Annotated in this window: 12 protein-coding genes; 2 read left to right on the plus strand and 10 right to left on the minus strand. The window is 66.5% G+C overall.

The genetic code is table 11. The features are described 5' to 3' along the window. Nucleotides 1-106: 106 nt before the first annotated feature. From priA to CSQ85_RS03855, 8 genes are all read right to left on the minus strand, one after another. Nucleotides 107-832 carry a bifunctional 1-(5-phosphoribosyl)-5-((5-phosphoribosylamino)methylideneamino)imidazole-4-carboxamide isomerase/phosphoribosylanthranilate isomerase PriA gene (gene priA / locus CSQ85_RS03820; protein ID WP_043166360.1) on the minus strand — a complete coding sequence of 242 codons (726 nt, stop codon included), beginning with the start codon at nt 830-832 and terminating at the stop codon, nt 107-109. 296 nt (nt 833-1128) lie between these two features. Next, complete coding sequence (gene hisH, locus CSQ85_RS03825) at nt 1129-1773, minus strand: imidazole glycerol phosphate synthase subunit HisH (protein ID WP_150382912.1); 645 nt, start codon at nt 1771-1773, stop codon at nt 1129-1131. Nucleotides 1774-1807: 34 nt separating this feature from the next. Then, a complete protein-coding gene (locus tag CSQ85_RS03830) occupies nt 1808-2605 on the minus strand; it encodes a hypothetical protein (protein WP_223846819.1) in 798 nt (265 codons plus the stop codon). Continuing rightward, nucleotides 2605-3207, minus strand: coding sequence for an imidazoleglycerol-phosphate dehydratase HisB (gene hisB / locus CSQ85_RS03835; RefSeq protein WP_043166357.1), 603 nt, complete (start codon nt 3205-3207; stop codon nt 2605-2607). The genes CSQ85_RS03830 and hisB overlap by 1 nt, the downstream gene beginning before the upstream one ends. Nucleotides 3208-3252: 45 nt before the next feature. After that, nucleotides 3253-4446: a histidinol-phosphate transaminase gene (locus CSQ85_RS03840; RefSeq protein ID WP_150383049.1), complete on the minus strand. Its 1194-nt coding sequence runs from the start codon at nt 4444-4446 to the stop codon at nt 3253-3255. An 8-nt stretch (nt 4447-4454) separates the two neighbouring features. Next, nucleotides 4455-5834, minus strand: coding sequence for a histidinol dehydrogenase (gene hisD, locus CSQ85_RS03845; protein WP_150383048.1), 1380 nt, complete (start codon nt 5832-5834; stop codon nt 4455-4457). 321 nt (nt 5835-6155) lie between these two features. Continuing rightward, nucleotides 6156-7748, minus strand: coding sequence for a xylulokinase (locus CSQ85_RS03850; protein ID WP_223846820.1), 1593 nt, complete (start codon nt 7746-7748; stop codon nt 6156-6158). Nucleotides 7749-7787: 39 nt separating this feature from the next. After that, nucleotides 7788-8330 (minus strand): GNAT family N-acetyltransferase, encoded by a 543-nt coding sequence (locus CSQ85_RS03855; protein WP_150382913.1) that lies wholly within the window; start codon nt 8328-8330, stop codon nt 7788-7790. Between the two features lie 477 nt (nt 8331-8807). Here CSQ85_RS03855 and CSQ85_RS03860 point away from each other — a divergent pair, with 477 nt between their 5' ends. Continuing rightward, the gene (locus CSQ85_RS03860; RefSeq protein WP_150382914.1) at nt 8808-9635 is read left to right on the plus strand and encodes an aldo/keto reductase; all 828 of its coding nucleotides are present in this window, start codon (nt 8808-8810) and stop codon (nt 9633-9635) included. Between the two features lie 174 nt (nt 9636-9809). On the opposite strand, the gene CSQ85_RS03865 is transcribed toward CSQ85_RS03860, so the two are convergent. Then, nucleotides 9810-11687 carry an oleate hydratase gene (locus CSQ85_RS03865; protein WP_150382915.1) on the minus strand — a complete coding sequence of 626 codons (1878 nt, stop codon included), beginning with the start codon at nt 11685-11687 and terminating at the stop codon, nt 9810-9812. A 139-nt stretch (nt 11688-11826) separates the two neighbouring features. Continuing rightward, nucleotides 11827-13227 carry a hypothetical protein gene (locus tag CSQ85_RS03870; RefSeq protein ID WP_150382916.1) on the minus strand — a complete coding sequence of 467 codons (1401 nt, stop codon included), beginning with the start codon at nt 13225-13227 and terminating at the stop codon, nt 11827-11829. Nucleotides 13228-13364: 137 nt separating this feature from the next. Here CSQ85_RS03870 and CSQ85_RS03875 point away from each other — a divergent pair, with 137 nt between their 5' ends. After that, the gene (locus CSQ85_RS03875; protein ID WP_150382917.1) at nt 13365-14090 is read left to right on the plus strand and encodes a gamma-glutamyl-gamma-aminobutyrate hydrolase family protein; all 726 of its coding nucleotides are present in this window, start codon (nt 13365-13367) and stop codon (nt 14088-14090) included. Nucleotides 14091-14179 lie beyond the last annotated feature (89 nt).

The raw sequence follows: 14179 nt of genomic DNA on the forward strand, positions 1-14179 counted from the left end.
GCTGAGAATCCGTCAGCGACGGTTTCTCTCGAGATATGGGCTGATTATGAGAGAACCTGACGCTGGGATGCACTCAGCGTCAGGTTCTCTCGGGGTTCCTTATGTATCAGCGCGCGACCTCCAGCGCCTCCTCGAGGGTGAAGGCGCGGGCGTACAGCGACTTGCCGAGGATGGCGGAGTCGACGCCGAGATCGGCGAGCGTGCGGATGTTGCGCAGGTCGTCGAGCTTGGCGATGCCGCCGGATGCGGTGACCTTGGCGTCGGTGCGTTCGGCGACCTCGCGCAGCAGGTCGAGGTTCGGGCCGCTCATCATGCCGTCGCGTGCCACGTCGGTGACGACGTAGCGGGAGCAGCCGGCGTCGTCGAGCATCTTCATCGTCTCGAACAGGTCGCCGCCCTCGCGGGTCCAGCCGCGTGCGGCAAGCGTGTGGCCGCGCACGTCGAGGCCGACGGCCACGCGGTCGCCGTACTTGGCGATCGCCTTGCGCGTCCACTCGGGGTTCTCGAGCGCCGCGGTGCCGATGTTCACGCGGGCCGCGCCGGCCTCGAGGGCCGCGTCGAGCGAGGCGTCGTCACGCACGCCGCCGGACATCTCGATGTTGACGCGGTCGCCGAGTTCGTGGACGATCTCGCGCAGCTGGGCGCGGTTGTCGCCGGTGCCGAACGCGGCGTCCAAATCGACCAGATGGATCCATTCAGCGCCGGACTCGACCCACGTGCGGGCCGCCTCGAGCGGGGAGCCGTAGTCGGTCTCGGAACCGGATTCGCCCTGACGCAGGCGCACGGCCTTGCCGTCGCGCACATCGACGGCGGGAAGCAAAGTCAACGACATGTCAATAACCTTTCGTTTTGAGCTTTTCTCGGCTCCCCTTGTCGGACGTTGCCGTGAAGCAAACAGCAGAGCTGTTTGTAGGCAACGTGTGAGCCCGACAGGCGAGCCAACAGAACGCGCGCGTAGCGCGTCCGTAATTGCGGGACGAGCTGGCCCGCAAAGCGGGTCTGAGGGGTAGTCAATCCGTCAACGAATGTATGGGGATGCCCTATCTCTCCCCCAGTCAGCTTCGCTGACAGCCCCCTCGTCAGAGGGGGCCAAGATTACGGAGCCGAAGGGCCGCTAGCTAGGACTAGCTAGAACGTGGCGATCCAGTTCTCGAGCAGCTGGGCGCCGGCGTCGCCGGATTTCTCCGGGTGGAACTGCGTGGCGAACAGGGGTCCGCGCTCGTAGGCGGCGACGAAACGGCTGCGGCCGTACGTGCACCAGGTGACCCGCTGCTCGTCGGGCAGTTCGATCTGGAACTCGTCCAGATCCTTCGCCTTCGCGTCGAGCGCCGCATAGGAGTGGACGAAGTAGAAGCGCTCATCCTCCACGCCCTTGAGCAGCGCGGAGCCTTCGGCCGCCTCGACCGTGTCCCAACCCATGTGGGGCACGACGTCGGCGTCGAGCGGGTCGACGCTGCCGCCGATCAGGCCCACGCCGCGGGTCTCCTCGCCGTGCTCGTGACCGAGCTCGAAGAGCACCTGCTCGCCGACGCACACGCCGAGCACGGCGCGGCCGGCGCGCAGACGGTCGGCGATCACACGGTCGCCGCCGACTTTCTTCAGGCCGTCCATGCACGCGGCGAACGCGCCGACGCCGGGTACGACGAGACCGTCGGCCTCGAGGGCCTGACGGTAGTCGGAGGTGAGCGAGGTGTCGACGCCGAGGCGCGCGAGGGCGCGCACCATCGAGCGCACGTTGCCGAATCCATAGTCGAACACAACCGCGGTGGTCATTGCTCCTCCTTAGGTACGTACAGTGTGATGCGGGTCAGCCGATGCTCGACCCGCGCGTGGCGCCGCCGCGGCCGAACCGCGTATGCTCGGCGATCACCTTCATCGCCGACTCGCGGTCGAGGCTGCCGGAGTCGACCACTTCGAAGCCCTGCGTCTTGAGCTGGGCGACGGTGGTGATGCCGAGCATCAGGTCCTCGACGAACCGGGGCGTCGAGTTGAACAGGATCGGCGGGGCGAGCGTCTCCCCCGCCTTGCCGCCGGCGTAGATCGTGACCTCGAGCTTGTCGGCGCGGTTCACGCCGAGCACGACGCTCATGCCGCCGACCACGGTGGTGATGTCGCGGGCGGCCGACTCGGGGCCGTCGCCGTCGAGGTTGCGCAGCACCACGATCGCACCCTGGTTCGAACCCACGCAGTCGGCCGAGATGTCGGACAGCTGGCAGAACGCGGCGAGCAGCGGCGCGGACGCAATGCGCGTGACAAGCGCCGCCATCTTGGCCTTGTTGCCGAGCAGCCCGGCCAGCGCGTCCTCGAAACCGACCGACGGGTCGATCGACGAGGCGTCGTCCGGGATGTCGATGTCGATGTCGTCGGACAGGCCGTCGATATCGCCCATATCGACGTCGTCGACGCCCATTCCCGCGCCCGAGCCCGGATGCGGGTCGAGATCGTCCACGTCGGACAGATCGGAGGTCTCCTCGTCGGCGAACTCCTTCTCGAAGCCTTCCAGAGCCTTGGCGATGTCCTCGTCGGTCAGATGCTGGTCCGGGGACTGGTTCTGATCGCCCTTGCCGGCGTCGTCACGATCCTTGTCGTCGAAATCGTCAGCCATCACAGGCTTCCCTTCGTGCTCGGGATCAGTCCCTCGATACGCGGGTCCGGCTCGATCGCGAACCGCAGCGCGCGGGCCAGCGCCTTGAACTCGGCCTCGGCGATGTGATGCGGGTCGCGGCCGGCGAGCACCTGCAGATGCAGGCAGATGCCGGCGTGCAACGCGATCGACTCCATGACGTGGCGCACGAGCGAACCGGTGAAATGCCCGCCGATCATGCAGTATTCGAAGCCCTCCGGCTCGCCGGAGCACACCACGTACGGGCGTCCGGAGATGTCGACGACGGCCTTGGCGAGCGCCTCGTCGAGCGGCACGGTGGCGTCGGCGAACCGGCGGATGCCGCGCTTGTCGCCGAGCGCCTGCTTCAGCGCCTCGCCGAAGACGATGGCCGTGTCCTCCACGGTGTGATGCACGTCGATGTCAGTGTCGCCGTGCGCGTGGATCTTCAGATCGATGAGCGAGTGCTTGCCGAGCGCGTTCATCATGTGGTTGTAGAACGGCACGGAGGTGTCGATGTCGGTCTGTCCAGTGCCGTCGAGGTTCAGCTCGAGGTCGATGTGCGATTCGCTCGTCTCACGGACGATGTGCGCGGTGCGCGCCATGGTTCCATACTCCTTGTATCGATTGGTATCGATTGTTCCGGGCCGTCAGCGGGCCTCGACGATGTGCATCGACTCGACGAGGGCCTCGCGGAAGCGGGCCATCTCCTCGTCGGTGCCCATGCACACGCGCATCCAGCCGTCGGGGCCGACGACGCGGATGAGCACGCCGCGCTTGAGCAGCTCGTCGAAGATCGCGTCGCGGTCGTCGAAATGCCCGCCGAACAGCAGGAAGTTGGATCCCGATTCGGCGACCTCGAGCGGCTCGCCCTTGTAGGTCTGCGCCTTCAGCCACTCGGCGGTGGCCTCACGGGTCTCGCGCAGGTGCTCGACACGGCTCAGCTGCTCGTCGGTGTGCTCGAACGCGGCGATCGCGGCGGCCTGCGTCACGGCGGACAGGTGATACGGCATGCGCACGATGCGCACGCAGTCGATGATGCCCTTCGACGCGGCGAGGTAGCCGACGCGCGCTCCGGCGAAGGCGAACGCCTTGCTCATCGTGCGCGATACGGCGAGGTTCGGATGATCCTTGATCAGCGTCACCGCGCTCGGCGTGCCGGGCTTGCGGAACTCGACGTATGCCTCGTCGATGACGAGGATCGGGTGCACGCCCTCGCCGGCGCCAGCGACCTCGGCGCTTTCGCAGGCCGCGAGGATGCGTTCGATGTCCTCCATCGCCAGCGGCGTGCCGGTGGGGTTGTTCGGGCTGGTGAGCAGCACCATGCTTGGCTTGACCTCGTGGATCGCCTCGATGGTCTTCTCGACGTTCAGCGTGAAGTCCGCGTTGCGGTGGGCGAGCTTCCAGCCGGTGAACGTGTCGCGCGCATACTCCGGGTACATCGAGTACGTCGGATCGGCGCCGAGCGCGGTGCGTCCCGGGCCGCCGAACGCCTGGAAGAGCTGGAGCATGATCTCGTTGGAGCCGTTCGCGCCCCACAGCTCATCGACGTCGAGCCTCGTGCCGGATTCACGCGCGAGATAATCGGAGAATGCCTGACGCAGTTCGATGTGCTCGCGATCCGGGTAACGGTTCAGCGTCGGCGCGATCTCGCGCACGCGCTTCGCGATCGAGTCGCACACGGCCGGGTCCGGCGCGTACGGGTTCTCGTTGACGTTGAGGCAGACGGGCACGTCCAGCTGGGGCGCGCCGTATGGCTCCTCGCCGATCAGGTCGTTCCTCAGCGGCAGGCTCGCGGGGATCGCGTTGCCGTTGCTCTCGTTGCTCTCATTGCTCTCGCTCATGGCCTCGCTCACAGCAGACCGGCCTCCTTCTCCTGCTCGTGCAGGGTGGCCTTGTCATACGGGTCCTTGACGAAGCGGGACAGCACGCACTCGCCGTGCGCGGGCAGGTCCTCGGACACCGCGAACGCGTTGATGCGCGCGGCCAGGGCCTTGAGGCCCTCCTCGTCGTATTCGATGACCTCGACCGGCTTCATGAACGTGTGCACGCCGAGGCCCGCGGCGAAGCGGGCGGTGCCGCCGGTGGGCAGGACGTGGTTGGAGCCGGACATGTAGTCGCCCAGCGGCACCGGGGAGTACGGGCCGCGGAAGATCGCGCCGGCGTTCCTGATGCGCTTGACGACGGCGTCCGCGTCGGCGGTCTGGATCTCCAAGTGTTCGGCCGCGTAGGCGTTGGCGGCGTCGATCGACTGGTCGAGGCCGTCGGTCAGCACGATCGCGGACTGCGTGCCGGACAGGGACGTGTGCACGCGCTCGGCGTGCTCGGTGCGCGGCACGCGGTAGTTGAGGTTCTCCTGCACCTTCTCGGCGATCTCGGTGGAGTCGGTGAACAGCACGGAGCCGGCGAGCTCGTCGTGCTCGGCCTGACCGATGAGATCGGCCGCGAGCAGGCTCGGGTTCGCGGTCTTGTCGGCGATGATGCCGATCTCGGTGGGGCCTGCGACCGCGTCGATGCCGACGAAGCCGGAGACCAGCGACTTGGCGGTGGCCACGAAGATGTTGCCCGGGCCGGTGATCTTGTCGACCGGATCACACAGCACGTCGCCGTCCTGCGGCTCGGAGCCCTTGGCGCCGTAGGCGAACATGGCGATGGCCTGCGCGCCGCCGACCGCGTACACCTCGTCGACGCCGAGGATCGCGCAGGTGGCGAGGATCGTACGGTTCGGCAGACCGGAGCCGTCACGCGCCGGCGGGGTGGCGATGGCCAGCGATTCGACGCCGGCGGCCTGCGCGGGCACCACGTTCATGATCACGGAGCTCGGGTAGACGGCCTTGCCGCCGGGCACGTACAGGCCGACGCGCTGGATCGGAATCCAACGCTCGGCGACGCGGGCACCCTCGGCGAGGTCGGTGTAGAAGTCCTTCGGCACCTGGTTGGCGGCGACGGCGCGGGCGCGGCGCACCGACTCCTCGATGGCGGAGCGGACCTCCGGGTCGAGGGTCTCGAGGGACTCCTCGAACGCCTCCTTCGGCACGCGCAGGTGCTCGGGGCGCACATGGTCGAACTTCTCCTCGAAATCGCGCAGGGCCGCGGCTCCGCGCTCCTTGACGTCGTCCAGGATCGGACGCACCAGATCGGTGGCCTCGGAAGTGCCCATGGCGGCGCGCGGCATCGCGGCCAGCAGCTCGGCACGGGAAAGGTTCTTGCCGCGAAGATCGATGATTCGCATGATGTTTTCGCTGTTCTCGCTCATAACTGACCATCGTAACAACGTCCGCGCATGAATCGGCGGGAGGAGTCCAATTCCAGCCAAATCGTGAGATTCCAAGGTGACGACGCTGTTCCGCGACCGCGGAGGGCGACTCTCTTCCCCGCCCCGGTTGCCTTTGTCGCTACTTCTTTTGCTCCGCGACCGCCGCACGACCGCGGAGGGCGACGACGCGCGGTTCGGGACACGCTCAAGGCCGCTCGGCCAAGCCTACGGTCCCGAACAGCGCGTCGTCGTCCTCCGCTCCTTTGCGTTGCTCTGTTACGTTTTGTTTTTCTCCTCTTACATCAGCGATGACAGTGCGGGATAGAGCTTCAGAAACTTGGGGTAGAGCGTGTCGTATACGGATGCTGCGGCCGGATCGGGGGTGTAGGTCGTGCCTTGGGCGGCGTCGGTGAGGATCTGCGGGTTTTGGAATACGAGCGAGGCCAGTGCTACTGCGGGGAGGATGTCGGCGTTGGCGAAAACGGTGATTGCGCTGCCAAGCACATCGGCCATGATCTGGCACCAGGCGGGTTCCCGGGCGCCGCCTCCGATCAGGGAGATCTCCTCGGGCGCCGTGTCGAAACTCTCCATGCCTTGGCGGATCGAGAACGCGACACCCTCCAACGCGGCCCGGACGAGGTCGGCGCGTGTGGTGTCGGGCGAGATGCCGACGTACGCGCCGCGGATCGACGGGTTCATGACCGGGAACCGCTCCCCCACGAGGTACGGCAGGCACAGGACGCCGTTCGCGCCGGGCTGGGATCGTTCGATGAGATCGTGGGCCTTGGCGTAATCGGGGGTCTCGCCGGTTCCGGAGTCCGCGCCGGCGTCCGTGCTGGCATCAGCGACACCGGCGAGCGCTCTTGTCACCCACTTGTGGACGTCGCCGGCGTTGAGGAACGGGACGGCGTTGACGAATCCCGGGGCCACGCCGAACGCGAGGTTCGCGGCGCCCGGCTTGTCGACGAACGGCTCGGACGAGACGGTCGCGATCCAACCGGACGTGCCGAGGTTGATGTTGTACCGCCCCGGCCGGTCGACGCCGCTGGCGAACGTGGTGGCGCCGGCGTCGCCGATGCCGGCGAACACTGGGGTGCCGGGCGCGAAACCGGTCAGGATCGCGGCCTGCGGAGTCACCTCGCCGACGATGTCCTGCGGGCGATGCAGTTCGGGCAGAATCCCGTGGTCGATGTCCGCTGCCTTGAGCAGGCGTGCATCCCACTCGCCGGAGCGGATGCCCATCGCGCCGGCGGTCGAGCAGGCGGCGACATCGCCGACGCAACGGCCCGTGAGCCGCGCGATGAGATAGTCCTTCGAACTGATGAGCACATGGGCGGTGCGGGCGGAGGCGTCCGGCTCGTGAGCGCGCATCCACATGAGCTTCGGCAGCGGCAGGCAGCCCTCGAGACGGTTGCCGACCACGTCGAGGAATCGCCGGGAACCATAGCGTTCCGCAAGTTCGGCGGCTTCCTCCTCCGCACGGCCGTCGGAGTAGAGGATGGCGTTACGCACCGGGTTGAGGTCGCGGTCCAGCACGATCACGTCCTGCATCTGACCGCTGAAGATGATGCCCGCGATGCGGCCGGCTACAGCCGAATCGTTCGAATCACCCGAACCGCCCACATGGAGACCGGGCTCGTTCGCGACCGCCTCGGCGAGCATCCGCCGGCTCACCGCGACGAACGCATGCCACCACTGGTCCGGGTCCTGCTCGCGGTATTCGCCGTGCGGCCCCGCGATGACGAGATCCAGATCCTCGCTCGTGCTCGCCACGATGCGGCCGTCTTGCGCGACCAGCGCGCCCTTCAGCGCCGTGGTCCCCGAATCGAACGTCGCCGCATAGCGAGGCGCATCAACGCAAGCCTTTCGCGTTTCATCCCGCATATCCATGCCGCCCATCGTAGTCAGTGGCCATCATCCGATCGCGCGTCAAAACGTCAGCCGCATCTGATGCCAGATGACGCCGCCGTGCGCGGAGCCGCTGATCCCCTCGTCCACATAACCGAATCGCGCGTAGAAGCCGACGAGCCGGTCCTTGCAGGTGAGGACCAGCCCCTTGCGCCCGGCGGCGCGGGCGTCGGCGATGACATGGCGCATCAGGAGGCTCGCATAGCCGCGATGCCGGTATTCCGGCACCGTGTCGACACCGAAGATCATCTGCCACGCGCCTTGCGGGTTGTGCCCGGAGGGGTCGTCGTACATGTCATCGGTCAGATCCGGTCGGTTCGTGGCGAACCCGTTGATGAACGCGACGATGCGACTGGCGTCCCGGCCATTGTCGTCGCACAGCAGACAGAAGCACTCCGGATACGCCGCGACCCGTCCGCCGATCGTCTCCCGATCGGCGGCCTCCGCCGGCGGGAAGCACGCGGATTCGATCGCCGCGATCGCGTCGACATCCGATGCGGTCGCGTGCCGGATCGTCAATCCCGATAGCTCGGGACCGATCGCGTTCCCATTTCCATCGCCCATTCCATCCATGGCCCCATTATCCATCGTCCATCGTCGGTCGCGCAGCACATACGCAACGCATACAGTGTCGTCCCGCCACGTGTCCCGCCATGTGTCCACCGCAGCTACAAAATCATCACCACAACCACCACATCATCACCACAACCACCACATCTCAGCGCAACAAATTCCGGAAATGAGCCCATTGCTCCGGAATATGTTGCGCTGAGTCGGAGTGAGTGCAACAATCTCGGGAGCTCAAGGCCGATTTCGGGAAATTGTTGCGCTGACGACCGGTCAGTGCAACAATCTCCCGAAATGGCCGTTCCGCTCGGGAAATTGTTGCGCCGGGAATCAACGTCGAACCACCGAGAACCATCAAGAACGGACGAGAACGGACGTCCCCGGACGCCATGGCCGACCGTACAATGGCTGACGGATGGGCGATGGGCCATCATCGGACAGGGCATCCGCAACCATTGCCACGAAGGGAGCATCATGGCGATTCAATCGACGATCACGCTGAACAACGGAACGGTCATCCCGCAGGTGGGACTGGGCGTGTTCCAGACGCCGGACGGCGACACCACGGTCAACGCGGTCACCGCGGCGCTCGAGGCCGGATACCGCCATATCGACACGGCGATGATCTACCGCAACGAGACGTCCGTCGGCGAGGGCATCCGCCGTTCCGGCGTGCCGCGCGACGACATCTTCGTGACGACCAAGCTGTGGAACGACGACATCCGCGCCCGTCGCGGCCAGAAGGCGTTCGAGGAGAGCCTCGATCGCCTCGGCCTCGACTACGTGAACCTGTACCTGATCCACTGGCCGGCCGACGGCTGGCAGCAGGCGTGGGACGACCTGCAGGCGATCTACGCGTCCGGCCGCGCGAAGGCGATCGGCGTGAGCAACTTCCAGCGGCATCACCTTGAGGAGCTGCTGGCGAACTCGGACGTGAGGCCGGCGGTCGACCAGATCGAGTCCTCCCCGCAGTTCGCGAACCAGGAGCTCGTCGACTTCGCGCACGCGCAGGACATCGACGTGGAGGCGTGGAGCCCGCTCGGCGGCACCGGCGGCAACCTGCTCGCCGACCCGCGTCTGGCCGAGATCGGCGCGAGGTACGGCAAGTCGGCCGCGCAGGTCGTGATCCGCTGGCACATCCAGCGCGGCGTCGTCGTCCTGCCGAAGTCGACGCACGCCGAGCGCATCCGTCAGAACCTCGACGTCTTCGACTTCAACCTGACCGACGCCGACATGGCCGCCGTCAGCGCGATCGACACCGGCAAGCGCAACGGCGCCGACCCGGACGATTTCGATTTCTGATCGGCGAACCGCCTCGGTTCTCTCCCCCCGCCGGCTTCGCCGACAGCCCATCCCGCAATTACGGACGCGCTGCGCGCGCATCCTGCTGGCTCTCCTGCCGGCTCGCACGTTGCCTACAAACAGCTCCGCTGTTTGTAGGCAACGTCCCATCAGAGGGGGCCGACTCCCAACCCGTCAGATGACGTGGTACTCGCGCAGGAGGGTGGCGATGTCGGTGCCGTCGAGCTTCTTGAGGATCTTGCCGAGCACGGCCTTCTCCACGAAGTTGAGCTTCATGTCGGTCACGGGCGCGCCGTCGCGCAGCTTGACGGTCGCGTTGAGGAGGTTGCGCACGTCGTAGACGCTGCCCCACACCTCGGGCACGCCGCGATCGACGTCGAGCAGCGTGTACACCGCCTCCATGCCGGTGCGCATCGAGTACTCGGTGGTGAAGATCGTGTCGCGCGGGGTCTCGGCGAACTGGCCGAGGAACGCGAAGTTGACGGCGCCATCGGGCACCACGTCCGGACGGTCGCCGGCGGCGCGCGGCATGAAGAAGGCCGTGATGTACGGCATCATCACCGGCACGGTGTTGGCGTGGGTTTTGGCGAGCGCCTCGATCTTCTCCGTCGGCACGCCCATGTGGTAGAGCCACTCGGCGCAGATCTCCTCGCCGGTGCATTCGGTCATCGGCTTCTTGACGTAGTTGCCGGGCTTGTCGGGGAACAGGCCGTAGACCCACACGCACAGCTGGTCCTTGGGCTGGTCGCGGAACTGCTGCTGGCGGTTCAAGGTCCAGCTCATGAGCCAGTTGGAGTCGGTGACGGTGACGATGCCGCCGGTGACGACATGGCCGGTGAACGGGTCGCGCTTGCAGATGCGCTTGATGTACGGCGGGATCTCGCCGTCGAGCGTGGTGACGGTGGCGCTCATCCACTTGGTGGCCTGCGGGTCGGAGCAGAACTTGTCCGGGTGGCCGAAGCTCGGGTCCTGCTTGGCGATGCGACGCCACATGTCCCAGCCGCCGCCGGGCTTCAGGTCCGGGTTCCACGCGGCGGGCGCGTGCTGCGATCCCATCGTGGAGTTCTCGACACAGCCGCCGTTGGTGATGAACACGTAGTCGTCGGGGGTCAGGTCGATCGACGACTTGTCGCCTTCGTGGTCGATGTCGATGCGCACGGCGAGCTTCTTCGTGTCGGAGCCGAACGGGTTGCGCTTGAACACGCCGGAGGTCGCCTGGATCTTGAGGATCGTGTCCTGGCCGACGCCGGTGCGCTCGCGGCGCGGGCCGTCGCCTCCGCCGATCGCGAACTCGACGTTCTCGACCTTGGTGTTGTAGTGGAACTTCACGCCGAGCGATTCCAAGTACTTGACCATCGGCAGGATCATCGACTCGTACTGGTTGTAGCGGGTGAAACGCAGCGCGGAGAAGTCGGGCAGGCCGCCGATGTGGTGGATGTAGCGCTTGATGTACAGCTTCATCTCGAGCGCGGAGTGCCAGTTCTCGAAGGCGAACATCGTGCGCCAGTACATCCAGAAGTTGGAGTTCAGGACCTCGTCGTCGAAGAAGTCGGTGATCGGCTTGTCGTAGAGCTCCTCGTCGGGTGTGAAGAAGAGCTTCATGATCTCCTGCGACGCCTTGTCGGACAAGCCGAACTTGCCGTTCGTCCCGGCGTCCTTCCCGAGATCCTTGGTGGCGCGGCACAGCGAGTAATTCGGGTCCTCCTTGTTGAGCCAGTAGTACTCGTCGAGCACGGAGACGCCGGGCGTCTCGATGGACGGGATGGAGCGGAACAGGTCCCACATCACCTCGAAGTGGTTGTCCATCTCGCGCCCGCCGCGCATCACGTATCCGAGTCCGGGGATCTCGGCGCCGTCGCATGCGCCTCCGGGGACCGCGTCCTTCTCGAGGATGTGGATGTGCTCGCCGGGCATCTGCGCGTCGCGCACGAGGTAGCACGCGGCGGACAGGGCCGCCAGTCCCGTGCCGATGATGTAGGCCGACTTGCCGTCGACGCCTTCGGGCTTCTTCGGGCGGGCGAACGCCTCGTAGTTGCCGTTGGAATAGTACATGTTCCGCCTCCTTGGGGATGTGTTGACACAGCGTCAACTTTTCTTAATGGACATAATGTCGCATTTGCTTCCCTCTCGCCATAGACACTACGCCGGGTTTCGCCGAATATCCAGCATCCGTTCCGTCCGTCGACGCCGATCAGCGGATGACCAGATACAGCAGCATCGCCGTGACGATGACGACCAATCCGATCGCGACGACCGCGACCAGGCCGGCGCGCACGCCGAGGATGCGGCCGTGGCCTCTGCGGCCATCATCCCCATCGCCCGGTCCGACGGCCCGGCCGCTTTCCAGCAGGGCCGAGAACGCGCCGAACGCCACGAGCAGCGATCCCATCACGACGAGCACCATCAGGGCGCGGGTCGGGAAGGTCAGGCCGTCGCCCAGCTGGATCGAGGCGATGACGAAGGAGATGATGCCGGCGAAGAAGCCGATGAACTCGAGCATGTCGATGCGCTCGTTGTCGAATCGCCTGCCCAGCTCGTCCATCTTCCCGTCGAGCTCGCGGGCGCGGGCGCGTTGCGCCTCCTGCGCGTCGTCGATGACCGACGACAGCGAGCGCATGTTCGACAGCATGTTGCAGGTGTTGCGCGCGTCGAAGATCTCGTTCATCTCGGTCACGTACGTGCTGCCCTTGAGCACGCCGTCGCCGGAACCGCCGGCCGCACCGCCGGAACCGGAGGAACCGACATCATCCCCGACCCGCGCGTTGTAGCGCGAGTTCTCCAGATCGACGGCGCGGGCGAACTCGGCCTGCGCGTCGTCGTATCGTCCGAGGCAGGCGAGCACACGCCCATAGCTGACGTGGAAGATCGGATGCCAACCCTCGCGCGGCATCCCCTCGAACAGGTCGACGAGCCGTTCGAGCGCATCCCGGTCGCCGTCTTCGGGCATCTGCCGGCCCGACGAGATGAGCTCGCGCTCCACGCGCCCAAGAATCTGCTCGGTGTACGTGTTGATGAACCCGATATGCCCGGGCGCGATCTCGTGGGCGCGCCACGACGCCTCCTCGGCGAGCCGGGCGTCGCCCTCATACTGATGGAACATGGACAGGGCGTACCGGTACAGCGAGAACCCTCCCAGACACACCTCGAGCAACGGTACGAAACGACGCCAGTACCGCAACCGCCTGTCGGCGTCGAACTCGCGCCGGTGGAACCATTCGAAGGCGATAAAGAACGGGACCAGCAGCGCGACGTCGCCCTTGTGCCTGGCGCTCGCGTCGAGCACCGAGTCGATGATGTCGACGGCGTCGGAGCGCGTGAAGACGCCGTGCTCGATCACGTCCTCGCGCAGATACCGTTCGAATTCCGGCTCGTCCGGAGACACCGTCGCAAGGTGCGCGTAGACGTCCCGCAGACGCTCGACCGTCGCGGAGGAGACGGGGAACTCGGACCCGGCGAGCTCGCCAAGCAGCGCGTCCGCACCGGGGAAGACGGTCGCGTCGCCTGCGACGCCCGGACCGGCCGAGACCGTATCCACCGCGGATACCGTCTCGGGTTCCGTCGTTGGTTCCGTTGTGGAAGTACTGTCAGCCATTGATGAGACCTCCGCTCGTATAATGCGAACCGTGGGACCGGCCGGATCGCCCCGACAGGCTCCGGCCGCGCGGTTCGCGGAATCGATCGTACGGCCATACTATCGCCCGAAGACCCTGTGAGGGAAAGGAAACGCGTATGCAGCCCGTCGTGGCGCTGATGATGCAATGCTCGGAGACCGTGCCCGGGGCCTTCGACATCGATCCGGGGTATGTTCGGCTGCTGGAGCACGCCGGCGCGCAGGTGCTGCGCGTGGACCCGTCCGACGACGACGCCTACCTGCACGACATGATCGGGCGTGCGGACGGCCTGATGATCCCCGGCGGCAACGACATCGACCCCGAGCTGTACGGCGGCGCCCGCCTGGATTCGACGGACGAGCTCGTGCCCCTGCGCGACCACGCCGAACCGGTGCTGCTCACCGACGCCTATGAACGCCGGATGCCGTATCTGGGCGTCTGCCGCGGCCTACAGATGATGTGCGTGCTCGCGGGAGGCAACCTCTACCAGCAGATCGCCGACGATGTGCCGGGCGCACTGAATCACTGGCAGGACAAGCCGTATGCCGAACCCAGCCACGAGGTGTCCATCGCCGCCGGCTCGCCGTTGCGCGGGATTCTGGGGCGGGATACGCTCGCGGTCAACAGCGTGCACCATCAGGCGGTGCACGAGGCCGGGCGTGGCGTCACGGTGCAGGCGACGGCGCCCGACGGGATCATCGAGTCCGCGTATCGGAGCGACCGTGACTTCTTCATGGCGGTGCAGTGGCACCCCGAGCAGACGCCGGACGCCGAGGACAGCCATCGGCTCGCCGTGGCGTTCGTGGACGCCTGCCGCAGGTATCGCGACGCGCGAGGAGAGTGATCGCGCGCGTTTCGGCGTCCGGATCAGAACAGCGGGGTCATGCCGTCGGGGCGATCGGAGTGCGCCGGACGGGCCGGATGAGCCGGACG

This window comes from Bifidobacterium rousetti (assembly GCF_008698235.1).
GTDB classification, from domain to species: Bacteria; Actinomycetota; Actinomycetes; order Actinomycetales; family Bifidobacteriaceae; genus Bifidobacterium; species Bifidobacterium rousetti.

Excerpts from the sequence above, each read along its gene's own strand:
- CSQ85_RS03850 (WP_223846820.1), bottom strand. The coding sequence starts at position 7,748 with ATGGATATGCGGGATGAAACGCGAAAGGCTTGCGTTGATGCGCCTCGC.
- CSQ85_RS03840 (WP_150383049.1), bottom strand. The coding sequence starts at position 4,446 with ATGAGCGAGAGCAATGAGAGCAACGAGAGCAACGGCAACGCGATCCCC.
- hisB (WP_043166357.1), bottom strand. The coding sequence starts at position 3,207 with ATGGCGCGCACCGCGCACATCGTCCGTGAGACGAGCGAATCGCACATC.
- CSQ85_RS03855 (WP_150382913.1), bottom strand. The coding sequence starts at position 8,330 with ATGGGCGATGGAAATGGGAACGCGATCGGTCCCGAGCTATCGGGATTG.
- hisD (WP_150383048.1), bottom strand. The coding sequence starts at position 5,834 with ATGCGAATCATCGATCTTCGCGGCAAGAACCTTTCCCGTGCCGAGCTG.
- priA (WP_043166360.1), bottom strand. The coding sequence starts at position 832 with ATGTCGTTGACTTTGCTTCCCGCCGTCGATGTGCGCGACGGCAAGGCC.
- CSQ85_RS03860 (WP_150382914.1), top strand. The coding sequence starts at position 8,808 with ATGGCGATTCAATCGACGATCACGCTGAACAACGGAACGGTCATCCCG.
- CSQ85_RS03830 (WP_223846819.1), bottom strand. The coding sequence starts at position 2,605 with ATGGCTGACGATTTCGACGACAAGGATCGTGACGACGCCGGCAAGGGC.
- CSQ85_RS03865 (WP_150382915.1), bottom strand. The coding sequence starts at position 11,687 with ATGTACTATTCCAACGGCAACTACGAGGCGTTCGCCCGCCCGAAGAAG.
- hisH (WP_150382912.1), bottom strand. The coding sequence starts at position 1,773 with ATGACCACCGCGGTTGTGTTCGACTATGGATTCGGCAACGTGCGCTCG.
- CSQ85_RS03870 (WP_150382916.1), bottom strand. The coding sequence starts at position 13,227 with ATGGCTGACAGTACTTCCACAACGGAACCAACGACGGAACCCGAGACG.
- CSQ85_RS03875 (WP_150382917.1), top strand. The coding sequence starts at position 13,365 with ATGCAGCCCGTCGTGGCGCTGATGATGCAATGCTCGGAGACCGTGCCC.